The organism is Sulfitobacter sp. M39 (assembly GCF_021735935.1).
In the GTDB taxonomy this organism is placed as follows: Bacteria; Pseudomonadota; Alphaproteobacteria; order Rhodobacterales; family Rhodobacteraceae; genus Sulfitobacter.
In genome coordinates, this window is the sequence record NZ_WMDZ01000001.1 from 1534314 (window position 1) to 1559063 (window position 24750).

Consider the following 24750-nt stretch of genomic DNA (forward strand, 5'->3'; position numbering starts at 1 on the left):
TTTATCTGGCAAAATGAAGCTTCAGGCCGCGGCGGATTTCGTCACCGTCGCCAGCGCCCCGAGCAGCACATTCACAATCGCGTCGAGCTCGGCTGGTTGCAGCTGTACGGGCAGGCGCACGTCGCAAGCTGTCATCAACATGGCGCGGGTCCGGGGCAGGTCGGGCAGGTCTTTGATGAACTGCCAGTTCCAGAAGGCGCGCGCGTTGTCGGTGCTTTGGCCGAAGACCTGAACCTTGACGCCGGCCTTGGCGCTGGCTTCGGCAAAGGCGCGGATGGCGGCATCGTCCAGCCCGACCAGATTGAACTGGATGGAATCCGGCGCGCGGGTTTCGGGGGGCAGCGGGGCGGGGACGTCGATCTGGGGCGCGGCGTTCAGCTTGCCCGCGACATAGTCGTGGTTGCGCAGACCGTCGGCCACACGGCGGGGCAGTTCGGCCAGTTGGGCCCGCACGAGCACCGCTGACAGGTTGTTGAGCCGCAGGTTATAAAGCGGCAGTTTGTTCTGCCAGCGCGCACAGGCGTCCGCGATGCCGGGGTGTTTCTTCCAGTTATGTTCATAGGCACCGGACATGATGATCGCACGGGCCACCAGATCGGCGTCGTCGGTGATCAGGATGCCGCCTTCGCCCGCGTTGACCATCTTGTAGGACTGGAAGGAAAAGCAGCCGATCTTGCCGATGGTGCCGATCTTGCGGTCGTGCCAGAGGGTGCCGAGCGAATGGGCCGCATCCTCAATCACCGGCACGTTTGCGGCATCGCACAGCTGCATGATCGCATCCATATCCGAGGTATGCCCCCGCATGTGGCTGATGATCACCGCGTCGACACCCGGCAGCTTGGCGGCGAAATCCGCCATATCGATCCGGTAGTTCGCCCCGACCTCGCAGAGCACCGGCGTATAGTTGGCGTGGATCACGGCAGAGGGGACGGCCGCGAAGGTAAAGCCGGGGATCAGCACCTTGGCATTCTGCGGCAGGTCCAGCGCCAGCAGTGACAGAAACAGCGCGGCAGAGCAGGACGACACCGCCAGCGCATAGCGGCTGCCCATCATTTGGGCAAACTCGGCCTCCAGCAGGGACACCGGCGCATCGGCGGCAGCGGTGTAACGAAACAGATCGCCGCTTTGCAACAGCTGCTCTATCTCGGCGCGGGCTGTGTCGGGAATGGCTTCGGCGCTGTGCATGTCGGGCAGGGTCATATTTCAATATCCTGAATGTTTGTTTTCAGAATGGTAAAACAATGCGCCTATAGGACCAAGTCTTTTCCCCGTTCCGCTACATGAATGTTTTGTGACTATATCCCCAACCGGTCGCGCAGGCTGAACCAGCTCATGGCGAGCGCAAGCAGCGGGCTGCGCAGCGCGCCGCCGCCGGGGAAGGTCGGCGTGGGCAGGGCGCTCATCGTGTCAAAGCCGTCGCCATCGCCCTGGATCGCACGGGCCATCAGCTGCCCTGCGTGGATCGCGGTGCCGACGCCGTGGCCGGAATAGCCCGAAGCCGACAGGATGTTCGGTGCCACGCGGGCCAGAAAGGGCAGCCGTTTCATGGTGATCGCCAGCGTGCCGCCCCAGGCGTAGTCGATCTTGACGTCGCGCAGCGCGGGGAAAACCTGCGCCATAGGTTTGCGTGCCTTGGCGGCGAGGTCGCTGGGGAAGCGGTAGCCATAGCTTTCGCCGCCACCGAACAGCAGCCGCCCATCATGGCTCAGCCTGAAATAATTCACCACGAATTTGCTATCGGCCACGGCGACATCCCGGGGCAGCACGTCTTTCACGCGGTCGCCCAAGGGTTCGGTGGCGACGATAAAGTTGTTGATCGGCATGACCTTGGCCGCGACCTTGCGGTTCAGCCCGCCCAGATACCCGTTGCAGGCGAGGATCACATGGTCCGCCGTCACCCGCCCGCCATCGGTCTGCACAGTGGCGGGGCTGCCTTCGGTGATGTGATGCACCGCACTGCGTTCATATATCTCGACCCCTGCCGCCTGCGCTGCCCGTGCCAGCCCAAGGGCGAGGTTGAGCGGATGCAGATGCGCGGCCCCCATATCCAGAATACCGCCGCGATAGGCGGGCGAGGCACAGACAGTGCGCAGCGCGTCGCGGTCCAACACCTCTATCTGGTCGTAGCCATAGCGGTCCTGCAAGAAGCTGGCATAGGCGTGCAGATGCTCCACGTCACCGGCAGAACTGGCGGTCCAGGCGACGCCGGGCTTGAGGTGGCAATCGATGTCATGGGTCTTGATCAGGCTTTTGACAAGCGCCTTGGCGTCCTCGCCCAGATCCCATAGGCGCGTTGCGCCATCGCGTCCGACCATCTTTTCCAGCGTGTCCTGTTCGACGCGCTGACCGCTCCCCAATTGCCCGCCATTGCGCCCCGAGGCCCCAAAGCCCACGCGCTGCGCCTCGACCAGCACGACGCGGCGACCGGCCTGTGCCAGATGCAGCGCAGCCGACAGGCCGGTATAGCCGCCCCCCAAAACGCAGACATCCGCGCGCTGATCGCCCTTGAGCGTGGGGTAGGCATCGGTCGGGGTTGCGGTCGCGGCGTACCAGCTGTCTGGATAGCGGCCCGGTGCATCGTTTGCGTATAGCAGGTTCATTGCAGATCGGCCCCCTTGGCCGTTTCCAAATGGTCTTAAATCCTCGCCGAAGGCTCCCGCGGGTGCGGCGGGCCTAGACGTTCATCAACAGGTGCTCGCGTTCCCACGGGGAAATCACATGCAGGAACTCTTCGTATTCCGCGCGTTTGACGATGGCGTAGACGCGGGCGAACTCGGGGCCCAACACCTCGTGCAGGGTCGTGGCCTCTTCGAAGAGATCCAGCGCGGATCCCAGCACCTGCGGGATATCCCCGTCGCCGTCATAGGCGTCGCCCTTGAATTCGGCTTTGGGCTTTTTCTGTTCCATCAGACCCAGATAGCCGCAGGCGAGCGAGGCGGCGATGCCGAGGTAGGGGTTGCAGTCCATCCCGGCCAAGCGGTTCTCGACCCGGCGCGACGCGGGGCCGGACAGGGGTACGCGGATGCCCGTGGTGCGGTTGTCGCGGCCCCATTCCAGATTGATCGGCGCGGCATGGTCTTTGACGTAGCGCCGGTAGCTGTTCACATAGGGCGCAATAACGGCCAGCGCGTCGGGCATGTGGTTCTGCATTCCGGCGATAAAGTGGTAGAAGGCATCTGTTTCGCCCCCTTGTGGGCCAGAGAAGATGTTCTTGCCCGTCGTGGCATCCAGCACCGAATGGTGGATATGCATGGCGCTGCCGGGTTCGTTGGCGATGGGTTTCGCCATGAAGGTGGCATAGCAATCGTGGCGCAGGGCGGCTTCGCGGATCAGACGCTTGAAATAGAACACCTCGTCGGCCAGCCGCACCGGATCACCGTGGATCAGGTTGATCTCAAGCTGGCCCGCGCCGCCTTCTTGGGTGATGCCGTCAATCTCGAACCCCTGCGCTTCGGCAAAGTCGTAGATGTCGTCGATCACGGGGCCGAATTCATCGACCGCGGTCATGGAATAGGCCTGGCGCGCGGCAGCAGGGCGGCCGGAGCGGCCCATCATCGGTTTGATCTCATGCGCGGGGTCGAGGTTGCGCGCGACCAGAAAGAACTCCATCTCGGGGGCGACAACCGGCTCCCAGCCTTGGGCACGGTAGAGATCGACAACGCGTTTCAGCACATTGCGCGGCGAATATTCAACTGGATTGCCGTCGCGGTCAAAGGCGTCGTGGATCACTTGCAGCGTCCAGTCGCCGGTCCAAGGGGCGGCGGTCGCGGTCGAGATATCGGGGCGCAGGATCATGTCTTTTTCGATGAACCCGTCGGCACCGGCGGCGTCGCCCCATTCACCGGTGATGGTCTGGTAAAAGATGCTGTCGGGCAGGTGGAAATATTCCTGCCGTGCGAATTTTGTGGCGGGCACCGCTTTGCCGCGTGCGATGCCGGGGAGGTCGGGGATGATACATTCAACTTCGTCGAGCCGCTTGCCCTCTAGATATTCGCGTGCTGCGGGGGGAAGCTCTTCAAGCCAGTCGGACATCATAATCTCTCTTTCTTGAGGAAATCTGCAATATGGTCGGCGATTTTTGCATTGTCGGTGGGGGCGTCCAGCAGGGCAGAGGCCGCCTGAAGCTGGTGATCGGGCACCACGCCTTTGCCGCGGGTGCGGATCAGCCCGTCGATAAAGTCTTGGGTGAATTCGGGGTGGGGCTGGATGGTCCAGATCTGATCATCATATAGCAGGGCCGCATTGGCGCAGAAATCAGAGGCACCGACCACCTTGGCCCCGTCGGGCAATTGGGTGACCTGATCCTGATGCCAGGCGTTCAGGGCCAAGGTCTCTCCGTCGATGGTGTATTCGGTGCGGCCCACGGACCAGCCGCCGGCGAATTTCTCGACCTTGCCGCCAAGGGCTTGGGCAATGATCTGGTGGCCAAAGCAGATGCCGACCAGCGGGCGGCCTGCCTCGCGGATGGCGCGGATCAGCTGTTCCAGCGGGGGGATCCAGTCGTGATCCTCGTAGGCACCGTGTTTCGATCCGGTGATTAGCCAGCCGTCCGCCTCCACCGCCGAGGCGGGGAAGTCGCCATCGACCACGGACCAGATCTTGAAGTCGAACCCGTGCCCGCCCAGCAATTTGACGAACATATCGCCATAATCGCCAAGCGCGGCTTTCATATTGTCGGGGGAGTGGCCGGTTTGAAGGATACCGATTTTCATGGGGGGCATCTGATTACACCGTGTCCAGATAGATTTCGACCTGCTCTTGCGGGGTCAGTTCCTGCATATAATGCAGCTCCTGCCGCTTGGTGAGGATAAAGTTGCGCACCATTTCGGGGGCAAAGATACGCTTTACCTCGGCGGAGTTTTCGAACGCGTCGATCGCGGATTTCCAGTCGCCGGGGATTTGCGGCAGGTCGGCGGCATAGGCGTTGCCGGTGATCGGGGCGGGGGGCTCTGCCCCGTCTTCGATGCCGTTCATCGCGGCCCCCAGCACGGCGGCCAGCATCAGATAGGGGTTCACGTCGCCGCCCGACACACGGTGTTCGATCCGCCGCGCCTTGTGGCTGCCTGAGGGAATACGGATGGAGGATGTGCGGTTTTCGTAGGCCCAAGAGATCCCCGTGGGCGCGTGGGCACCGGGCACCATACGGTCAAAGCTGTTGGCATGGGGCGCAAAGACCAGCGCGCAGCCGGCCATGGCATTCATACAACCCGCCACAGCGTGACGCATGATCGCCGTGCCTTGGGGGCCGCCGTCGTCAAAGACGTTGTTGCCGTTCTTGTCGAGCACCGAGAAATGCGTGTGCAGGCCCGACCCGGGGTAATCCTCGTAGGGTTTCGCCATGAAGCTTGCGGCAAAGCCGTGGCGGCGGGCGAGGCCTTTGACCAGCATCTTGAACAGCCAGGCGTCATCGGCGGCGCGCAGGGCGTCGTCGCAATGCATGAGGTTGATCTCGAACTGGCCCAGACCCGCTTCGGAAATGGCGGTATCGGCGGGGATGTCCATCTCTTCGCAGGCGTCATAAAGATCGGTGAAGAATTCATCGAACTGGTCCAGCGCGCGGATCGACAGGGTTTCGGCGGCCTTGCGGCGTTTGCCCGACCGTGGCGACAGCGGCACCTGCAGTTTGCGGCCCGAATCGTCGATCAGGAAAAACTCAAGCTCGACCGCGCAGACCGGCGTCAGCCCGCGATCCTTGTAGCGTTCGACCACCGCGCGCAGGGCATGGCGCGGGTCGCCGCCATAGGGGCGCCCGTCCTCGTGGAACATCCAGATCGGCAGCAGGGCCGAGGGCGCATCAAGCCAGGGCATCGGCAGAAAGCCGCGCTCGGTCGGGTGCAGGATGCCATCGGCATCGCCACTTTCAAACACCAGCGGGCTGTCGTCGATGTCTTCACCCCAGATATCGAGGTTCAGTACCGACATGGGAAAGCGCGTGCCGTCCTCTACCACCTTATCGGCAAAACGCGTGGGGATGCGCTTGCCGCGGGCCTGACCATTGAGGTCGGCGGCGGCCACACGGATTGTGCGGACCTGAGGATGTTTGCGGAGCCAGTTTTTCATATCACACCTTGCAAGCGGCGGGCATGAACGGCGTTCTTACAACGTGAAAACCGGGGGGTAGCGCCCACGCGCTAAATAATTTGATCAAAAAACAGATACTACCGGATCAGATTTAGACGCAAGCGAATTTTCCGCACCGCAGCTTGGGGCACGTGGCGGTTCAAACGGCGGTTGATCAGCCCGAAGACGGCGATGATCACCAGCGTCAGCAAAATGAAGTAGCCCGCCAGAATGGGGTAGGGGATAAACGGGTTGAACGTTTTGTCCGCGAAATAGCTGGCGTAATACAACGCGTCCCCGCGTTGTTGCAGCGCCGGAAAACCGGTGAAAAACACCAGTGTGGTCGCATGAAACAGGAAGATCGCCTCGTTTGTATAGGCGGGCCATGCCAGCCGCAGCATGGTGGGCCAGATGATGCGCTTGAACCGCGGCCAGCCGGAAATGCCGTAGGCATCGGCGGCTTCGGTGTCGCCCTTGGGAATGGATTGCAGCGCGCCATAGAAGATCTCGGCCGAGTAGGCAGAGGTGTTGAAGAACAGAACAATCAGCGCCCCAAGCCACGCAGAGGTGAACATATCAAAGAACGGGTGCACAGATTTTAGGCTAAGGAACAAAAAATAGCCAAAGAAGAACTGGATGAACAAGGGCGAGCCGCGAAACAGGAAGATAAACCACTCCGCCGGTTTGCGCAGCCAAGGGCTGGGGTGGGCTTTGGCCACGGCCAGCGCGGTCGCCAGCAGAAAGCCGCTGACCAGCGCGAAAAAGCCGTAGTAGACGTTCCAGATCATGCCCGAGCCGATCAGGGTGAACTGGTCACACAGCGTAAAGTCGCTGCGCGGCAGCAGCCGTTCGCCATAGCCAAGCGAGCGCAGCCCATAGGATTGGATGGTTTCCCAACAGGTCATGCCGCTGCCTTTCGCTGTGCTTCGCCGCCGGCGGTGGCCTGACCCTTGGTCAGACGGCGCATCAGCCGGTCGAGCACGATTTCAGACACACGGGTAAAGCAGAGGTAGAACACCAGAAGCGCCAGAAAATACCACATGCGCCAGTCGGGGTGGGGGTAATCGGTAAAGCGCGGGGTCTTGGCTCCGCCCAGATCACGCGCCCAATAAACGATGTCTTCGACGCCCAGCAGGAACAACAGTGGGGTGGCCTTGATCAGCACCATCCACAGGTTCCCCAGACCGGGCAGCGCATAGACCCACATCTGCGGCACAAGGATACGCCAGAAGGTCTGGCGCGGGGTCATGCCATACGCCTCGCCGGTCTCGATCTGGGCGCGGGGCACAGCCCGCATCGCGCCATAAAGGACATTGGCGGCAAAGGCCCCAAAGACGATGGCAAAGGTCAGTACCGCGAGCGAAAAGCCATAGGCCTCGTGGACCCATTGGGCAGAGTTGCCAAGCGGCATCTTGGCGGCCTGACAGACAAGAAAATCACTGCCCTGACGGATCGGCTGATCCCAGTCGGGGCATTTCACCTTGTGGCGCAGGTATTCGATGCCCTGATCCAGCGCGATGACGAAAAACAGGAAGAAGGCGATGTCGGGCACGCCGCGCACAATGGCGATATAGGCGCGGCCCAGCCATGACAGCGGCGCAAAGGGCGACCGCGCGGCCATCGCGCCGCCAAAGCCAAAGGCAAGTGCTGCGGGGGCGGTGATGGCGAGCAGCAGCAAGACGGTGCCGAATGCGCCATAAAAGGCCAAATGCTTGCCCGTGGTCAGGTAGCACGTCAGCCACGACAGGCCGGAAAGCGTTTCTGGGTCGGTGCAGGCAAAAATGGCGGAATGTCCCGGTGGTATGCGCCCTTTGGCGGGCGTCTGGATTTGGGTCTTTAATCAGATCGGCAGGCAGAGAAAAGGGGCGGCATCTGCGCCGCCCCGATCAGGATCAGAATGTTTTAGCTTCTTCGCCGAACCATTTGATGATCAGCTTGTTCAGGCTACCATCGTCCTTCATGGACTGGATCGCGGCGTCGAATTTCGCTTTCAGCTCTGTGTCGCTTTCGCGCAGGCCAAGACCGATGCCGCCGCCCAGTGGCACGTCGTCACCGACGAAAACCATCTCGCCGCCGGATTCCTCGACCGTGGGGACCAGCGCGTCCTTGTCGGCGAAAACCGCATCCGCTTCGCCATTGTTCACGGCTGCGACGGTTTCATCATAAGTGGCGAATTCCAGCAGGGTGGCACCGGATTCAGCCACGTGACCGGCTTGGATCGTGCTGGTCTGTGCTGCAACAACACCGCCCATCACATCGGCATCCGCCGATTTCGCCGCATAGGCGGACGCCGCGGGCGGGAAGTAGTTCTGTGTGAAATCAATCACTTCTTCACGCTCGTCGGTGATGCTCATACCGGCGATGATGGTGTCGTAGTTGCCCGATGTCAGGTTCGGGATGATGCTATCCCATTCGTTGGTGACCCATTCGCAGGTCAGCTCGGCACGGGCGCAAAGCTCGTCCCCGACTTCGCGCTCGAAGCCGTCTACTTCGCCCGCGTCATTCAGGAAGTTATAGGGAGGGTAGGCCCCTTCGGTCCCCATGCGGATGGTTTTGCCGTGGGCGTCTGCCATGGCGAAACCGGTGCTCAGCGCGAGTGCGGCGGTTGCAAGAACGAGTGTTTTCATTTTTGAAGTCTCCCAGTTTATTGTTTTTAGGTGGTTTTACTCTGCGTGAGTGGCCGAGAGGAACCCGCGCAGACGTTCTGATTTAGGGGCGCCGAACAGGTCTTCGGGGGCCCCTTGTTCTTCGATCAAACCCTGATGCAGGAAAACGACGTGATCCGAGACATCGGCCGCCAGTTTCATATCATGGGTTACGATCATCATGGTCCGCCCTTCGGCGGCCAGATCCTTGATGACTTTGACGACCTCTTGCTCAAGCTCGGGGTCCAGCGCCGAGGTCGGTTCGTCGAATAGCAATGCTTCGGGCTCCATGCACAGCCCGCGTGCGATGGCGGCGCGTTGTTGCTGGCCGCCCGACAGTTGCGCTGGAAAGACATCGCATTTGTCGCCAATCCCCACCTTGTCAAGATAGGCACGCGCGGCGGCCTCAACCTCGGCGCGGTCGCGGCGCAGGACGGTCAGCGGGGCCTCCATCACGTTTTGCAGGATCGTCATATGGGACCACAGGTTGAACTGTTGGAACACCATCGACAGATTCGTGCGGATGCGCAGCACCTGTTTGGGATCGGCAGGGCGGCGGTGATGACCGGTGCCTTTCCAGGTGACAGCTTCACCGTTGAAGCGCAAATCGCCCTGTTGGCTGTCTTCCAGCAGGTTACAGCAGCGCAGCAACGTCGATTTGCCGGAGCCGGACGACCCGATCAGCGAGATGACGTGCCCGCGCGGGGCCTTGACCGACACCCCCTTGAGCACCTCCAGAGGGCCATAAGCCTTGTGAAGATTGTTGATCTCAATAACGGGGGGCTGATCTGTCACTGTGCTGCCTTATTGTGCATTCCGCAGCAAGTTAAGGTGATTTTAAGGGGGATTTGCAATCCAGAACTTGGGTTTCGCCCAATAATTCAACGGTTGACCCCGCGTAAATTCACCGCCTGCGCGTAAACTAGTCTTTGTCTTCAATCTGCTTGCGCACGATGGCGCTGTCGGTGTCTGTGACCCCCAGCAAGTTGGCCACCAACCGCAGCAATGCGTTTTCTTCGTCAGAGCGGCTGCCATCGGCCAGCACGACCTCCCACAGGGCTTTGATCACGGCAAGGCGGTCGTCATAGGGTACGGCATCCTTGATCGCGCGGGTAAAGCGGACGGTATCGGGGGCTTCGGCCTCTAGCGCTTCGGCGTCCGCCCGCAGGGAGGCGGTGCCGTCAGCGTCCAGTGCATAGCGTTTCGCGATGATCTGGTCGATGCGCGCGCGCTCGGACGGGGCGTATTCATTATCCGACTTGGCAATGCGCACCAAAAGCGCGGTCAGCGCAAGGCGGGCATCCCCATCGGGAAGCTGGGCGGGATCAGGCTGGGTCAGCCGTTTGATGAATTCTGCGAACATGGGCGTGATATAGAGCGGTTGCGGCGCAAGGCCAAGGTCACAAAGCGTTCAGCGCTTTTTCGCGGGCGGCGGTCATGTCCGCGTCGCTGAGGCCAAGTGCGGTTTCAATGGCCAGCAGCTGGATCTCTTCGTCGTCGTCACGTGCGCCATCCGCAAGCGCCACAGACCACATCGCATCGCCAAGCGCCTTGCGGTCGTCATAGGCGACTTCCTCGCGCAGGATCTGGGCGAATTCGGGCGTACCGGGGGCGTGGCGTTCCAGCGCTTCGCAGGTGGCGCGCAGTTTCGCGGCCTCGATCGGTTTCAGGCCAAAGGTCTGGGCGAGGATGCGGTCGATCTGCCCCACTTCGGCAGCGCGGTAGGTGCGGTCGGCCAGCGCCACACGCACCAGCAACGCCCCAAGGGCAAGCTGGGGGGTCGGCTGTGGCAGCGGCTTGGGGTCCGGCTTGCGGCGGGGGAATAGACGTTCAAACATGGCAACTCTTTATCCTTGCGGGCACATGAGGCTAACCCGATTCCGCGCGCAGCGTTCCGTTTTTCCCATATTCGCAAAGGGGTGATGTATAAAAAGCGCAATGCCGCAGGGGCAGGCGCGGGGCCTGTCGCGACCTTAGGCGTCATACCCTTCGACGATGACCAGATTTCCATCAGAGACGGACGACCGGATATCTTTGGCCGCCTGATACCCCTCGCTTTCATAGCAGGCCACAGCATCGGCCAGCGAGGCAAACTCGATCACCACGATGCGCGGGTGTGACGTACCTTCGCGGATGTCTGGCGTGGCCCCACGGACCAGAAACTTTGCCCCGAAATCGGCAAAAGGCTTGGCATTTGCAGCGCGGTATTTGTCGTAGACTTCGGCATCGCGCACGTCGACGTTAGCGATCCAGTAACCTTTGGGCATCGGGGGCTCCTTATCGGGGTAGGGTTTTGAACTTGGCCGTCAGACGGGCCGCTTCTTCTTTCAGCCCATAGGGCGGGTTCAGCACGAACATGCCTGACCCGACCATCCCGTGACCGGGGCGGGCAGGGGCAAAGCTGACTTCGTGACGCAGGGCCTCGGGGTGGGCACCCATCAGCGCGCTGAGCATCGGTTGATGCGCTTTATTGGTCAAAATCGGATACCACAGTGCAATGATGCCGACGTTCCACGCGCGCGCCAGCTTGCCAATGTGGCGCGGGATATCGGCATAGTCGGTTTTGATCTCGAAGCTGGGGTCGATCAGCATCAGGCCACGGCGCGGCGTGGGCGGGGTCAGGGCAAAGGCCATGTCGAACCCGTCGCGGTGGTGGCATTTGACGTCATAGGGCGACATCGCCAGATCAAGTGCCGCATGTTCGCCGGGGTGCAGTTCGGCCAGATGGATGCTGTCGCTGTCGCGCAGCAGCTTGGCCGCCAGCAGGGGCGAACCGGGGTATGCGTCTGCGCCGTGTTCACCGGTGATCTGGTCTAGCACCTGTGCGTAAGGGTGCGCATCGTCGAACCAGCCGCGCACGCGGCCAATGCCCTGCGCCGCCTCGCCTGTTTTCAGCGCGGGCGTGTCGGACAGGTCATACAGCGCGCGCCCCGCATGGGTTTCCATATAGGACAGCGGTTTGTCCTTGCGGGTCAGATACCCCAACATCCACGCCAGCAGGCTGTGTTTGTGAACATCGGCCAGATTGCCGGCGTGGTAGATATGTTGGTAGCTGAGCATGCCGTTGGCCGCCTTTCGCGAGGGTCAGACCAGCCGCGACATTTCCTTGGCGGCGCGGATGAAATCCTTGAACAAGGGGTGCGGATCAAAGGGTTTGGATTTGAGTTCGGGGTGGAACTGCACACCGATGAACCACGGGTGATCGGACCATTCCACGATCTCGGGCAGCATGCCGTCGGGCGACATCCCCGAGAAGGTAAGACCCGCTTTTTCAAGCTGTTCGCGGTAGGCGGTATCGACCTCATATCGGTGGCGGTGACGTTCGTCGATGGACGTGGTGCCATAGACTTTGGCCACGTTCGACCCTTCTTTCAGCGTCGCGTCATAGGCACCAAGCCGCATGGTGCCGCCTTTGTCGTCGTCGAGCTTGCGTTCGACCTTGTGGTTGCCCTGCACCCATTCCTTGAGGTGGTAGACCACGGGTTCGAACCGTTTCTTGCCGGTGGATTCGTGGTCGAATTCTTCCGAGCCTGCGGTTGTGAGGCCGGCCACGTTGCGCGCGGCTTCGATCACGGCCATCTGCATGCCCAGACATATCCCCAGATAGGGGACTTTCTGCTCGCGGGCATATTGCGCCGCCTTGATCTTGCCCTCGGTGCCGCGTTCGCCAAAGCCGCCGGGCACAAGGATCGCGTGGAACCCTTCGAGGTGGGCCGATACATCATCGCTTTGATCAAAAACCTCGGCATCGACCCAGTCGATCTTGACCTTGACGCGGTTGGCCATGCCACCGTGGGTCAGTGCCTCTGCAATCGATTTATAGGCATCTTCCAGCTGGGTGTATTTGCCGACGATGGCGACGTTCACTTCGCCTTCGGGGTTGTGCACGCGGTCAGAGACATCGCGCCAGACCGACAGTTCGGGCTTGGGGGCGGGGGAAATATCGAACGCGTCCAGCACGGCCTGATCCAGCCCCTGCGCATGATAGGCCAGCGGCGCGTCATAGATGGTTTTCAGGTCATAGGCCGCGACCACGGCCTCTTTGCGGACGTTACAGAACAGGGCGATTTTCTCGCGCTCTTTCTCGGGGATGGGGTGTTCGGAGCGGCAGACCAGAATATCCGGCGCGATCCCAATGCTTTGCAGTTCCTTGACGGAGTGTTGCGTCGGCTTGGTCTTTAGCTCGCCGCTGGCCGCGAGATAGGGCAGCAGGGTGAGGTGCATGAAGATACACTGGCCGCGTGGCTTATCGTGGCTGAACTGGCGGATCGCTTCGAAGAAGGGCAGGCCTTCGATATCGCCGACGGTACCGCCGATTTCGCACAGCATAAAGTCGACCTCGTCATCGCCGACATGCAGGAAATCTTTGATCTCGTTGGTGACGTGGGGAATCACCTGAATGGTCTTGCCCAGATAGTCGCCGCGCCGCTCTTTCTCGAGCACGGTGGAATAGACCCGGCCCGAGCTGATCGAATCCGTCTTGCGCGCGGCCACGCCGGTAAAGCGTTCGTAGTGGCCCAGATCCAGATCGGTTTCGGCGCCATCGTCGGTGACGAAAACCTCGCCATGTTCAAAGGGCGACATCGTGCCGGGATCGACGTTCAGATAGGGGTCCAGTTTGCGCAGACGGACGGAGTATCCGCGCGCTTGCAACAAGGCCCCCAAGGCCGCAGAGGCAAGGCCTTTGCCAAGGCTGGAAACCACACCACCGGTGATGAAAATATAGCGTGCCATGTGATGAAGGCCCCCGTGAGTTCAGATTTGATGCGGCAAAAGCCAAGCAATTGAGCTGCGGAAAACCGCAGCATCACGGGACTTAAGCCTAACAGGATTCGGATGGAAAAAGCAAGGCCAAGCCGCAACATCATGTTGCGTATCTTGGCCCAACCTCAAGCTGTTGTAGTGTCTGGATCAATCCGCAGTCGGCACTTGCGGTGTATTTTCCGCAGGTGTCGGTGGCAGCAGCGCGTCGGCATCGGGCAGCGCTGGTGCGTCACCCTGGTTCAGCGCTGGTGGCGTGCCGCCCAGACGATCGATAACCGAAGAACCGGCAGATTTTTCAGCCGCGATAATGGTCAGCGTGATCGAGGTCACGATAAAGGCCGCGGCCAGAACCCAGGTCAGTTTACCCATGGCTGTGGCTGCCGAACGACCGGAAACGGCTCCGCCGCCACCGCCGCCGCCCATGCCAAGGCCGCCCCCTTCGGACCGTTGCAGCAACACGACTGCAATCAGGCCAAGGGCCAGAATGAGATGGACAATCAGGACTACATTTTCCATGGGTACCTACGGCTCTGCGTTTTGGACTTTGGGCGTGTCTAGGCAAGTTTGCCTATGGGGGCAAGGGAGGATTGGCACCCGCGGTGCCGCTTGGGCGGAAAGCCCGTGTGAAAGCCGCCTCAGGTTTCCACATCGTCCACGTCTGCCTGACCGGATACCGCCCTGCGAAAGATGCTCCAGCTGAGGCCGATGCCCAGCACAAAGCTCAACGCGACAAGGCCGAGCCAGAGGTTAAAGCTGCGATTGTCCAGTCTTAGGATGCCCAGATCATAGAGCACCCAAAGGCTTGACCCCACCAGCGCCAGCACCAGCAGCATCCCCAGCCCACCGATAGAGCGTAGCGTCGCGCGCAGATAGATCACGTAGCCGATGAACAGCAAAAGCCCCAGCAGCACCGCGACGGACAGGTTCATATGCCCGTATCGCTGCGCCCAAGTGACATAGTTATAAGGGGTCGGGTTAAAGGTCGCGGCCAGCAAGACAAAGGCGCAGGCCCAACGTATGATGAATCCCATCTGCGGTACTTCCTTCATTGATCCGTCACGGAATATCGGTGCAGCCTAGGCAAAGTCTATGGCCCGTTGCGAAGTTTCACGGCCCGAGGCTGATAAATGCCCAGAAAAATGACGCGGCGGCGTTTTGGCTGCATTTTACAGTTTCGGTCCCCGACGGTCGTCGCTATACCTCCACGGGTTTGCACGGTTATTTGAACTGTTAAAGGAATATCTTCATGGCCAACGTCGTAGTCGTAGGCGCCCAATGGGGCGACGAAGGAAAAGGCAAAATCGTGGACTGGCTCAGCGAACGGGCCGATGTCATCGCGCGTTTTCAGGGCGGCCATAACGCGGGCCACACATTGGTCATCGACGGCAAGGTCTACAAGCTGCACGCGCTGCCTTCGGGCGTTGTCCGCGGGGGCAAGCTTTCGGTCATCGGTAACGGTGTTGTGCTGGACCCGTGGCACCTGCTGAAAGAGATCGAGACGATCCGCGCCCAAGGCGTAGAGATCACGCCGGAAACGCTGATGATCGCGGAAAACACACCGCTGATCATGCCCTACCACGGCGAGCTGGACCGCGCCCGCGAAGAGGCCGCGTCAAAAGGCACCAAGATCGGCACCACCGGTCGCGGCATCGGCCCGTGCTACGAGGATAAAGTCGGCCGTCGCGCCATCCGCGTTGCCGATCTGGCTGATCCTGCCACGCTTGAAGCCCGCGTTGACCGCGCGTTGCAGCACCATGATCCGCTGCGCAAGGGTCTGGGCGTCGAAGCCATCGACCGCGACGGGCTGGTTGAACTGCTTAAAGAGATCGCACCGAAGATCCTTGAATACGCAGCACCTGTCTGGAAGGTGATGAACGAAAAGCGCAAGGCCGGTAAGCGTATCCTGTTCGAAGGGGCGCAAGGCGCGCTGCTGGACATCGACTTTGGCACCTATCCTTTCGTCACGTCGTCGAACGTGATTGCAGGGCAGGCGGCAACAGGTGTCGGCATCGGACCGGGCGCGATCAACTATGTGCTGGGCATCGTCAAAGCCTATACCACCCGCGTGGGCGAAGGGCCGTTCCCGACCGAACTGCATGATGCGGACGGTCAGCGCTTGGGCGAGCGGGGCCATGAATTCGGCACCACCACCGGGCGTAAGCGTCGCTGTGGCTGGTTCGATGCGGCTTTGGTGCGCCAGACCTGCGCGACCAGCGGCGTCACCGGCATCTCGCTCACGAAACTGGACGTGCTGGACGGGTTTGAAACGCTCAAGATCTGCACCGGCTATGAGCTGGACGGCGCGCAGTTGGACTATCTGCCCACAGCGGCCGATCAGCAAGCCCGCTGCACCCCCATCTACGAGGAAATGCCCGGTTGGTCCGAAAGCACCGAAGGCGCGCGCAGCTGGGCCGATCTGCCAGCGAATGCGATCAAATATGTGCGCCGCGTCGAAGAGCTGATCCAGTGCCCCGTGGCACTGCTGTCGACCTCGCCAGAGCGGGACGACACGATTCTGGTCACCGACCCCTTCGCCGATTGATCTGACACGCCGGGGCCCTTTGGGGCCCTTGGCACGTGATGAAAGGACGACACGATGGCCCTTGGATATAAAGCACGCCGCCGGTGGGCGCTGGTCATTCTGCTGATTGGTCTGCCGCTCTATATCATTGCGGCGGTGGTCACCGTGTCGCTGTTTGACCGGCCACCCTTCTGGATCGAACTGGTGATCTATATCGCGCTTGGCGTGGTCTGGGCGATCCCGTTCAAATTTGTGTTCAAGGGGATCGGTCAGGCGGACCCGAACGCGGATCGCGACGCAGAATAACCCGTTTCGCCTGCACGTCTTAGAGCGTTGCAGACCACCATTATCCCATAAAAAACGGCCCCCGAGGGGGCCGTTTTTCGTTTCGGTCGTCATGTCCTGCCCGCTTAGCCCGCGGCGCGCGCATCCGGCTGGAACCCGATCTGTTCGGAGGCCTTGAAGCGGCCACCTTCCAGCTTTTGCAGCTTGCCGGTGCGCAGCAGCTGACCGAAGGAGCGTAGACCTTCCTCGCGGCTGAAATCCTCGGCACCGCCTTGGCGTACGGTGTTCATCAGCTGCGGACGCGAGAAATCGTCCATGCCTTCGACAAAGGCCATATAGGCCGCGGCCGCCTCCAGCAGGTCGGGAAGCTGGGTCGCGCCCATTTCCTCGGCGAACTCGGCAAAGCCACCGGCTTGCGGTGCCGGCGCGGGGGCCACAGCAGCCACGCGACGGGGGCGTACGGGGGCCACAGTGCGCGGCTGGTCCGTGTCGATCCGCTGTGCCGCTACCAGTTTCAGCGGGGCAGGGCGCGGTTCGGCAGGGCGTTCGGTGCGGGCCGTGGTAGACGCGGGGCGGCGTGGTTTGACCACCTCGGCCAGATCGCTGCGGTAGGCGTTGTTTTCGCGTTCCGCAGCATCGGGCGCACCAAGGGCCATATCGGCCTTTTTCGCGGCCACGGCGGCGCGCAGATGGGTGATCGCGTCGCGGCGTGTAGCGGCTTCGGGTTCGTCCATCTGGTTGTCGGTTTCCGCCAGCAGACGGTTCATATCCGGGCCGCTGTCCGCGTCGAGCGTTGGCAGGCTGCGGCGTTGTGGGGCGGCTTTGGGGGCTTCGGCTTCGGGCTCTGCCACGGTTTCGGTTTCGGCCTGTACCTCTTCGGCGTCATCCTCGGAAACATCAATGTCGACGGTTTCTTCTTGGGCCGTGTCTTCCTGCGAGTCTTCCTCGGCGGTCTCTTCTTCGGGCGCGTTGTCCTCATCGGCGACAGCTTCTTCGGCGTCCTCAGGCGCGTCGGTCAGCGTGTCGGCAGCGGCGGAGGACAATGTTGCCTCAAGCTCGGCCAGTTCGCGGGCCAGATCTTCTTCGTCCTCGTCAGAGAGCGTCGATTCGGGGTCGCGCTGGATACGCAGGGCGGGCTTCTCAGGCTCTTCCAGAACCGCAGGCGCGTGCTCTTCGACCTCTTCCAGCTCGCCTTCGGCGATGGCACGGTCGATGTCGGCGCGTTTGACCTTGAGCACACGACCACGGGGCGCTGTGTCTTCTTCAGCTTCATCGGTTTCTTCAGCCTCGACCTGCGCGGCTTCAGCTTCTTCCACTTCATCAGTCGCAACGTCTTCGTGCTGTTCTTCACTCACTTGTGCAGCGGCAACTTCTTCCTCAGCCTCAGCCTCAGCCTCAGCTTCGAGGTCGGCAGAGTGTGCGATATTTTCGACCGTATCGTCGGCGTCCAGCGCGCCCTCAATGTCGTTGATCGCGTTCGCGATGACATCGTCGGTGCTATCTTCGGCGTCGATTGTGTCCTCGTCGTCAAAGACCTGCGGCTGCGGCGCGGCGGGGGCATCCTGATTGGCGACCACGGCGCGGATGCGCTGCAGTTTGGCCGCGATGCTATCGACGACAGGGGCCGCGACGGGCTGGATTTCGGCGTCTTGGTCGTCGACGGTCACCTCGTTGCGCGGGCTGTCGGCGAAAAATGCTTCGACGTCTTCGTCGGGTTGGCCGGGGACGATATCTACCTCGGCGGCCGGTGCCGCAGGAGCAGGGGCCGCTTCGGCTTGCGTTGCTTCCGGCTTTGGTGCGGCTGCGGAGACATCACGGCTGACCACCTCGTCGCGCGGTGCGGCGGCTTCGGCCTGAGGCGCGGGCGCGGCCTCTGCCTCGGCAGATTTGAGCGCATTGATGCGGTAAGCGTCATAATAGGCAGAGATTTCCTTGGGCCGGCGCGGCGCGAAGGAGGTCGACACCACCGAAGGACCGGCAGCGGTGCTGCTGACCTGTGACTGCGGTGCGGCAGGTGTCTTGGGTGTTTCGGCGGCTTCGGGCGTTGGGGCGGGCTGCGCTGGCGCTGCGGGCTCTGCCGGGGTCTGCGCGCTCAGGACGATCTGACCGTCCTGCTGGCGGGCCTCGACGCGGCGCGAGATTTCTTTCTGGGCGATATGGGCCAGCATCTCCGCATCGGGCTGTGCGGGTTCTGCACCGAAATACCGATCCTCCGACGACAGGTCGCGGAAATACTCTGCGATGGCCTTCATGGTGCCGAATGAATCGTCAAAGCCTTCCAACGTGCACGAGAAAGTGCCGTATGAGACCGTCAGAATTTTGTTGTTATTCATCATCGGATGGTCGTCCTCTGCCTATTTGCAGCTTACTGTTTACCATAAGGTTCAAGACCAATTCGGCTCGAATCTGTGCCCTGCAACGTATCATTTAATGTCAAAATTGCGGCATTGTTTCCAATTTGAGGTAAAACGGCGTGAAAACAACCATTGTGGCAAGCCGCGGCCCTGTCACCGTCATTGGGGGCGGACAGCCCGGCCCGAACGACCTCAAAGAGGCGTTGCAGCTTGCCCCGATGTGTGTGGCGGTCGATGGCGGGGCAAATCTGGCCCGCGACGCAGGCGTAGAGATCGCGGCGCTGGTGGGGGATTTTGATTCCGTCACGCCCGAGACCCTGTCGCAAATCCCGCCCGCGCGGCAGTTTAAACTGGCAGAGCAGGAAACCACCGATTTCGACAAGGCGCTGCGGTCGGTGGCCGCGCCGTTGATCGTGGCGGTGGGGTTTTCGGGCGGGCGCGTGGACCATCAGCTTGCCGCCCTGAGCAGTCTAGCGCGGCATCCGCACCAGCGTTGCCTGCTCATCGCCGGAGAGCAGGTGATTTTCCTCGCGCCGCCCCGGCTTGATCTGCCGACGCGGGCGGGGGATGTGGTGTCGATATACCCGCTGGCGGCGGTCCACGGGGAAAGCAGCGGGCTTGAGTGGCCGCTTGACGGGCTAGAGCTGTCGCCGCTGGGGCGGTTGGGGACATCGAACCGTGCGACGGGGCCCGCGACCCTTAGGGTGGATCGCCCCGCTGCGTTGGTGATGGTTCCCAGGGTGCTCATTCCGCAGGTTGCACAATCGCTGCTGCAGCCAGACGCCGCTGCGTGGCCCGCTCCCTCAGAATAATATAGAGACCGGCGGCCATGGTGATCCCCATCCCAAGCGCCGCCAGCGCATTGGGTAGATCGCCAAAGACGATCAACCCGACCAGCGTCGCCACGGGAATTTCGAGATATTGCATCGGGGCCAGCGTGGCCGAGGGGGCGAAGCGCAGGGACCATGTCATCAGCAGATGTGCCACGCTGCCCAGGACGCCGATTGCGATCAGCAGCATCCAGGCGTTTGCATCAGGGACGCGCCAGCCCAAGGCGGGCAGCGCAAGTGTTTGACCCAGACCCAGCAGGGGCAGCAGTATCATGACCGCCATGAACCCGCTGACCGTTTGCAGGCTGATCGGGTCGGTGTGTTTCGCAATCTGCCGTGTCACCAGCATGAACAGCGCAAAGTTGAGCGCCACGCCGACGGGCAGCAATGCGGGCCAGCCCACCTCGGCAAAGCTGGGTTGCACCACCAGCAGCGTCCCACAAAAGCCGACGATACAGGCGAGAAGACGGCGGCTGCCGACCTCTTCCCCCAGCACGTATTTGCCGAGCAGAAGTATAAAGAAGGGCATGACAAAGATAATCGCCACCGCATCGGCCAGCGGCAGGTATTTAAGCGCGGTGAACATCATCGCGATCCCGATGACATGCAGCACTGTGCGCACAAAGGCGAGACACAGCGTTCGGCCCCGCATCGCCAGCGGCCTGCCCGTCAGCAGCACCAGCGGCAGCAAGATCAGCAATTGCACGGCAAAGCGGATAAACACGACCTGACCCAGCGGCACGGAGGACCCCAGCAGTTTCGCAATTGCATCGCCCACAGGGGCAACGATGCAAAAGCCAAGCATCATGGCAATACCGGTCATCGGTTTATCGGGCAGCATGGCAAAGCCTTTGTCGAGGATCAGGGGGGATAGGCCCCAGACGTGCAGGCATATCGCAGCCAGAGTGGCGGCATTTTTCCGGCTTTGCAACCGTGGGGAGAGGGTGATTTCACGCCGCTGACCGGATTAGTCCTACGCGATCGCGCCCGCGGTGTTTCGCACTGTATAAAGCCTGATCCGCGCGGTCGATTAGCTGTGCCGCGATGGCCGAGGCATCAAGTGGGGCGGGGAAGGCGTCGCCGGTTTCAGGCTGTGCGGTACATAGCCCGATGCTGATCGTGGCATGGATTGGCTGCGCGCTGGCGGGGATGGTAAATGGCGTCGTGCGGTAGGCGTCGCACATGCGTTTGGCCATCTGGGCGGCTTCTGCCTCTGTGATGCCCGGGAGGATGAGTAAAAACTCCTCCCCTCCGATGCGGGCGGCAACGTCGAGCGGGCGCAAACATGATTTTAGCCGGCGTGCTGTTTCTACCAACACGGCGTCCCCCGAGGCGTGGCCGAAAGCGTCATTCACTCGTTTGAAGTGGTCTATGTCTACCAGCATCACGGCCAGCGGTATACCTTTGCGGCGGGTGCGCACGGCAAGCCGCGCGACCTCTGACAGGGCGTGCCGGCGGTTGTAGATTCCTGTCAGCGGATCAAAAACCGCTTCGCGCAGGCGTGTATCGACATCACGCCGGATCGTGTCACCCTGCTGTTTGCGCGCCAGGAGCCCGGTCAGCCGCAGCGAAAGTTCCTCTATATCAAAGCCATGCTGCATCAGGTCGTCGGCCCCCAGATCCAGCGCATGGGCGGCACCGGCGGGGTGGGGGCGCGATTGCAGCACAAGAATGCCGCAGTGCCGCGTCGTCGTATTCGCCCGCAGGGTCGAGATCAGGCGCAGTGGCGCCTCGTCGCGCGTTTCGACACCGGTCAGGGTCAGGATGAAGACATCGGGCAGCGCGTTCTGCCGGATACCGGTCAACGCGTCGCGGATGGTCGTCTGGCTGACAGCCCCCCTCAGACGTTTGCGTAGCTGAGTGACATGCACCTGTGTCTCTGCCTTGTCATGGCTGACGATCTGGAACGTGCCCGGGCGGGTGAAGGTGGCAGCGGTTTCTTCCAGCCCGAGCGGGGGGCAAATCCCGTCCCGCATGGCCGTGGGGCTGGCCCCATGGGCCGCGCGTATCATGCTGCGCACCCGTCCCAGAAACAGCTTGTCGCAGACAGGTTTGACCATTGCTTCCTGTGCGCCATTCGCCAACAGGTGCAAACACAGCTCCGCGCCACCGCCATCGGCCAAGGCAAAGATAGGTATCCGTGATGTCCGCGGCGACCCCGCGAGCATCGTGCATAGGGCCGTCGCATCTTGCCCGTCCAGATGATGCGCCGTGATAACCAAATCAGGCGCCGACCGGCGCGAGATGTCGACCGCCTGGGCCACGGTGGACGCCTGCCATACCTCGTAGGAGGCGGACATGAGTTTGGTTTTCAACGCGATGCGGTTGGTCGCAACCGTATCCACAATCAGGACTTTACCGGGCACTTGTCTTCATTCTCCACTCACGTGTAACTGGCTTTAGCGCTCTTTGTTGCTGTGATTGGTTAACAAAGCGTTTCGTTTGAGAAACCGTGATGGAAATTAATATGATGAAGCAAGATGCCGCCGAGACGGTCGCCCTGCAGGCCTTGGCCTGGCTGGCCGCGAACGAAGACCTGATGCCCACCTTTATGGGATCAACAGGCGCATCTGCCGAAGATCTGCGCACGCAGGCTGGTGATCCGGTGTTTCTGGGCGCGGTGCTGGATTTTATCATGATGGATGACGCCTGGGTCACGGAGTTTTGCGATACCGTGAACATCCCTTACGACCGTATCATGCAAGCACGTCAGTCGCTTCCGGGTGGCGCACAGATGAATTGGACCTGAAAATGATCAAAGCGCTGCTGTTCGACAAAGACGGAACCCTGTTCGACTTCGCTGCCACATGGGAGACATGGGCCAATGCTTTTCTGACCCGGATTAGCAAGGGAGACGGAGAGAGGGCGACTTTGCTGGGGCAGCAGATCGGCTTTGATTACGGGACGCAGACGTTCTCGCCCGACAGTATCGTTATTGCGGGCACACCGGGGGAGGTCGTCGATGCGCTGGCCCCCCATGTGGCTGAAATTGCGAAGACGGATCTATTGGACCTGCTGAACCACGAGGCCGAAAACGCCCCTCAGGCAGAGGCAGTGCCGCTGGTTGCCTTGCTGGAGGCTTTCAAGGCACGCGGGCTGGTGCTTGGCGTCGCCACCAATGACGCCGAAGCGCCCGCCCGCGCGCATTTGGGCGGCGCAGGGGTGACCGGGTATTTTGACTTTATCGCCGGTTTCGATAGCGGACACGGTGCTAAGCCCACGCCGGGGCAGCTCTTGGCGTTTGCCAAAGCCGTGGGGGTGGACCCGTCGGAAGTCGCGATGATCGGGGATAGCCTGCACGATATGGCGGCGGGCCGTGCGGCAGGTATGGCCTGCGTTGCGGTGCTGACGGGACTGGCCACACGTCAGGACCTGGAAGGGGCCGCCGATGTGGTGCTGCCCGACATCGGCCATTTGCCCGCGTGGCTGGACGGGCAGACTCGTGATCCGCAGGGCTGACAGCTAGATTGCATTTGAGGCAAAACCAAAGCGCATTCCGCCGCGGCGGAGGTTTAGCCTTCGGCCTTTGTTAACTCTCATCCGCCATCTTCCCCGTGTAACGGCGGAAAAGGGGTGCGATGCACGGGCTGATCAACCATACGATCCAACGGTTCGTGCTGGATAGCTTTGGCCACCGTGTCTGGGTGCAGGTCGCCCTGCGCGCCGATCTTTGTGCCGCTCTGGGCACGGCGGATTTCGAACCGATGCTCACCTATGATGATGCGATCACGCCGCGCGTTATCAACCGCCTGTCTGCCGTGATGAAACGCTCGATCCCCGATATTCTAGAAGATCTGGGCGCATGGCTTGTGTCCAACCCCGACCGCGAAGGCGTGCGACGTTTGCTGCGCTTTGGCGGCGAAGATTTTGAAGAGTTCTTGCATTCTCTCAATGACTTGCCAGAACGTGCCAGCCTCGCCGTGGAAGACCTGCAACTGCCCCAGATGGAGGTCGCGCAGCTTGATGACTGGCGCTTTACGCTCACCTGTCGCGGGAAAATACAAGGGTTTGGCTATGTGATGATGGGCGTGATGCGGGTGATCGCGGATGACTATGGCACATTGGCCCTGCTTGACTGCAAAGCCGCCCCACCGGAGGGGGAGGTGATTACCGTCACGATTATTGACCGGCACTACGCACAAGGCCGCAGCTTTGATCTGGGTGCACGCGGGTGACAGTAGGGGCAGCCTATGAGGCGGCATTGGATGTGCTATGCCCGATGCATGTGATCGTGCAGCCCTGCGGACGTATCCGGCATGTGGGCCCCACCATCCACAAACTGCGCCATCGGGGCACTTGGATCGGGAGCGATTTTTTCGACCAGTTTGTCATGCGCCGACCGAATATGGCCGACAGTATTGCGCAAATCCGCCCAATGGCGGGGCGCAAGCTGCATCTGGCGTTGCACGACCGGCCCGAGCAGATTTTTAAAGGGGTTCTGGTCCCGCTGCCTCGTGGTGCCGAACAGATGGAAAGCTCGGAAACCGACTGTCTGATAAACCTGTCATTCGGGATATCGATCCTGAGTGGCGTCCGCACCCATCGCCTAAGCAATGCAGATTTCGCGCCGACGGACCTCGCGGTCGAGATGCTTTATCTGATGGAGGCAAAATCGGCGGCGATGGCGGCATCACGTGCGCTGAACCAGAAGCTTGAGGTCGCAAAGATCGCGGCGGAGGAGCAAGCGTTTACGGATACGCTGACCGGCTTGAAAAACCGGCGCGCGATGGATCACGTGCTGTCCCGGCTTATCGCGGGGAACAAGGGGTTCGCCGTGATGCAGATCGATCTGGATTACTTCAAGGCGGTAAACGACAGTCTGGGCCATGCGGCGGGGGATCACGTGTTGCAAACCGCGGCCCGGATCATGGTGGAGGCAACACGGGACATCGACACCGTCGCCCGCGTCGGCGGTGACGAATTTACCCTGCTGCTGCCTGGGGTTACCGGCAGCGCGCATCTGGCACAGGTCGCCGAACGGATCATCACGCGACTGGAACGGCCGATCGGATTTGATGGCGCGGCGTGCCAAATCTCCGCCAGCATCGGCAGCATATGGGTTAAAGCGGGGCAGGATGCCGTGGCCGAAGATGTCCTGTCGGACGCCGATGCGGCGCTCTACCGCTCCAAGCAAGCTGGGCGTGCGCGGCACACGGTGCACGGCGAACCTGTGCCAGACGCCATACCGAAGGGGAGGGAGAAACCACATGCGCTGCAGTAGATGACGGCGCGCGCTGGGCGTGGTGGCTTTAGTGCACGTCACAAAGGCGGGGGCCTGTAGATATACGGGC

General features: G+C 61.5%; 26 protein-coding genes. 7 read left to right on the forward strand and 19 right to left on the reverse strand.

The window, feature by feature from the left end:
- Positions 1–21: 21 nt before the first annotated feature.
- The 16 genes from GLP43_RS07370 to GLP43_RS07445 form a co-directional block, all read right to left on the reverse strand.
- Positions 22–1200 carry a DegT/DnrJ/EryC1/StrS family aminotransferase gene (locus GLP43_RS07370; protein WP_237278805.1) on the reverse strand — a complete coding sequence of 393 codons (1179 nt, stop codon included), beginning with the start codon at positions 1198–1200 and terminating at the stop codon, positions 22–24.
- 95 nt (positions 1201–1295) lie between these two features.
- Positions 1296–2600 (reverse strand): NAD(P)/FAD-dependent oxidoreductase, encoded by a 1305-nt coding sequence (locus GLP43_RS07375; protein WP_237278806.1) that lies wholly within the window; start codon positions 2598–2600, stop codon positions 1296–1298.
- A gap of 73 nt (positions 2601–2673) precedes the next feature.
- Positions 2674–4032 (reverse strand): glutamine synthetase family protein, encoded by a 1359-nt coding sequence (locus GLP43_RS07380; RefSeq protein ID WP_037944976.1) that lies wholly within the window; start codon positions 4030–4032, stop codon positions 2674–2676.
- On the reverse strand, positions 4032–4712 hold the full coding sequence (locus tag GLP43_RS07385) for a type 1 glutamine amidotransferase (protein ID WP_237279934.1): 681 nt from the start codon (positions 4710–4712) through the stop codon (positions 4032–4034). Before GLP43_RS07385 ends, GLP43_RS07380 begins: the two co-directional genes overlap by 1 nt.
- A 13-nt stretch (positions 4713–4725) precedes the next feature.
- Positions 4726–6060 (reverse strand): glutamine synthetase family protein, encoded by a 1335-nt coding sequence (locus tag GLP43_RS07390; RefSeq protein WP_005852447.1) that lies wholly within the window; start codon positions 6058–6060, stop codon positions 4726–4728.
- A 98-nt stretch (positions 6061–6158) separates the two neighbouring features.
- Positions 6159–6965 carry an ABC transporter permease gene (locus GLP43_RS07395; protein WP_237278807.1) on the reverse strand — a complete coding sequence of 269 codons (807 nt, stop codon included), beginning with the start codon at positions 6963–6965 and terminating at the stop codon, positions 6159–6161.
- Positions 6962–7843: an ABC transporter permease gene (locus tag GLP43_RS07400; protein ID WP_237279935.1), complete on the reverse strand. Its 882-nt coding sequence runs from the start codon at positions 7841–7843 to the stop codon at positions 6962–6964. Before GLP43_RS07400 ends, GLP43_RS07395 begins: the two co-directional genes overlap by 4 nt.
- 109 nt (positions 7844–7952) lie before the next feature.
- On the reverse strand, positions 7953–8687 hold the full coding sequence (locus GLP43_RS07405) for a transporter substrate-binding domain-containing protein (RefSeq protein ID WP_237278808.1): 735 nt from the start codon (positions 8685–8687) through the stop codon (positions 7953–7955).
- Between the two features lie 36 nt (positions 8688–8723).
- Positions 8724–9500 carry an ABC transporter ATP-binding protein gene (locus tag GLP43_RS07410; RefSeq protein WP_237278809.1) on the reverse strand — a complete coding sequence of 259 codons (777 nt, stop codon included), beginning with the start codon at positions 9498–9500 and terminating at the stop codon, positions 8724–8726.
- A 127-nt stretch (positions 9501–9627) separates the two neighbouring features.
- Positions 9628–10068: a tellurite resistance TerB family protein gene (locus tag GLP43_RS07415; protein WP_005852457.1), complete on the reverse strand. Its 441-nt coding sequence runs from the start codon at positions 10066–10068 to the stop codon at positions 9628–9630.
- Positions 10069–10105: 37 nt separating this feature from the next.
- On the reverse strand, positions 10106–10543 hold the full coding sequence (locus GLP43_RS07420) for a tellurite resistance TerB family protein (RefSeq protein ID WP_074635615.1): 438 nt from the start codon (positions 10541–10543) through the stop codon (positions 10106–10108).
- Positions 10544–10678: 135 nt separating this feature from the next.
- Entirely contained in the window at positions 10679–10972 is a 294-nt protein-coding gene (locus GLP43_RS07425; RefSeq protein WP_237278810.1) for a DUF1330 domain-containing protein, read from the reverse strand.
- A gap of 10 nt (positions 10973–10982) precedes the next feature.
- A complete protein-coding gene (rlmJ, locus tag GLP43_RS07430; RefSeq protein ID WP_237278811.1) occupies positions 10983–11765 on the reverse strand; it encodes a 23S rRNA (adenine(2030)-N(6))-methyltransferase RlmJ in 783 nt (260 codons plus the stop codon).
- A gap of 24 nt (positions 11766–11789) precedes the next feature.
- On the reverse strand, positions 11790–13439 hold the full coding sequence (locus GLP43_RS07435) for a CTP synthase (RefSeq protein WP_237278812.1): 1650 nt from the start codon (positions 13437–13439) through the stop codon (positions 11790–11792).
- Between the two features lie 177 nt (positions 13440–13616).
- Positions 13617–13985 carry a preprotein translocase subunit SecG gene (gene secG / locus GLP43_RS07440; protein WP_037943847.1) on the reverse strand — a complete coding sequence of 123 codons (369 nt, stop codon included), beginning with the start codon at positions 13983–13985 and terminating at the stop codon, positions 13617–13619.
- Positions 13986–14104: 119 nt separating this feature from the next.
- Positions 14105–14500, reverse strand: a complete 396-nt coding sequence (locus GLP43_RS07445; protein ID WP_237278813.1) for a DUF6524 family protein — start codon at positions 14498–14500, stop codon at positions 14105–14107.
- Between the two features lie 215 nt (positions 14501–14715).
- On the opposite strand from GLP43_RS07445, the gene GLP43_RS07450 reads away from it, so the two are divergent.
- Together GLP43_RS07450 and GLP43_RS07455 are read left to right on the forward strand one after the other, a co-directional pair.
- Positions 14716–16011 carry an adenylosuccinate synthase gene (locus GLP43_RS07450; protein WP_237278814.1) on the forward strand — a complete coding sequence of 432 codons (1296 nt, stop codon included), beginning with the start codon at positions 14716–14718 and terminating at the stop codon, positions 16009–16011.
- Positions 16012–16065: 54 nt separating this feature from the next.
- Complete coding sequence (locus GLP43_RS07455) at positions 16066–16296, forward strand: DUF2842 domain-containing protein (RefSeq protein ID WP_237278815.1); 231 nt, start codon at positions 16066–16068, stop codon at positions 16294–16296.
- Between the two features lie 104 nt (positions 16297–16400).
- Here GLP43_RS07455 and GLP43_RS07460 read toward each other — a convergent pair whose 3' ends face one another.
- Positions 16401–18611 carry a hypothetical protein gene (locus GLP43_RS07460; RefSeq protein ID WP_237278816.1) on the reverse strand — a complete coding sequence of 737 codons (2211 nt, stop codon included), beginning with the start codon at positions 18609–18611 and terminating at the stop codon, positions 16401–16403.
- 137 nt (positions 18612–18748) lie between these two features.
- Between GLP43_RS07460 and GLP43_RS07465 the strand changes: the two genes are divergently transcribed.
- Positions 18749–19441: a thiamine diphosphokinase gene (locus GLP43_RS07465; protein WP_237278817.1), complete on the forward strand. Its 693-nt coding sequence runs from the start codon at positions 18749–18751 to the stop codon at positions 19439–19441.
- Here GLP43_RS07465 and GLP43_RS07470 read toward each other — a convergent pair.
- Positions 19374–20300 carry a DMT family transporter gene (locus GLP43_RS07470; RefSeq protein ID WP_237278818.1) on the reverse strand — a complete coding sequence of 309 codons (927 nt, stop codon included), beginning with the start codon at positions 20298–20300 and terminating at the stop codon, positions 19374–19376. The two genes, GLP43_RS07465 and GLP43_RS07470, sit on opposite strands and share 68 nt — an antisense overlap.
- 109 nt (positions 20301–20409) lie before the next feature.
- Positions 20410–21825: a diguanylate cyclase domain-containing protein gene (locus GLP43_RS07475; RefSeq protein WP_237278819.1), complete on the reverse strand. Its 1416-nt coding sequence runs from the start codon at positions 21823–21825 to the stop codon at positions 20410–20412.
- Between the two features lie 89 nt (positions 21826–21914).
- On the opposite strand from GLP43_RS07475, the gene GLP43_RS07480 reads away from it, so the two are divergent.
- The 4 genes from GLP43_RS07480 to GLP43_RS07495 all read left to right on the forward strand — a co-directional run bounded on the left by GLP43_RS07480 (position 21915) and on the right by GLP43_RS07495 (position 24680).
- Positions 21915–22208, forward strand: coding sequence for a DUF3572 domain-containing protein (locus tag GLP43_RS07480; protein ID WP_074635627.1), 294 nt, complete (start codon positions 21915–21917; stop codon positions 22206–22208).
- Between the two features lie 2 nt (positions 22209–22210).
- Complete coding sequence (locus GLP43_RS07485) at positions 22211–22918, forward strand: HAD family hydrolase (protein ID WP_237278820.1); 708 nt, start codon at positions 22211–22213, stop codon at positions 22916–22918.
- 119 nt (positions 22919–23037) lie between these two features.
- Positions 23038–23634 carry a heme NO-binding domain-containing protein gene (locus GLP43_RS07490; RefSeq protein ID WP_237278821.1) on the forward strand — a complete coding sequence of 199 codons (597 nt, stop codon included), beginning with the start codon at positions 23038–23040 and terminating at the stop codon, positions 23632–23634.
- A gap of 44 nt (positions 23635–23678) precedes the next feature.
- Positions 23679–24680: a GGDEF domain-containing protein gene (locus GLP43_RS07495; RefSeq protein WP_237279936.1), complete on the forward strand. Its 1002-nt coding sequence runs from the start codon at positions 23679–23681 to the stop codon at positions 24678–24680.
- Positions 24681–24750 lie beyond the last annotated feature (70 nt).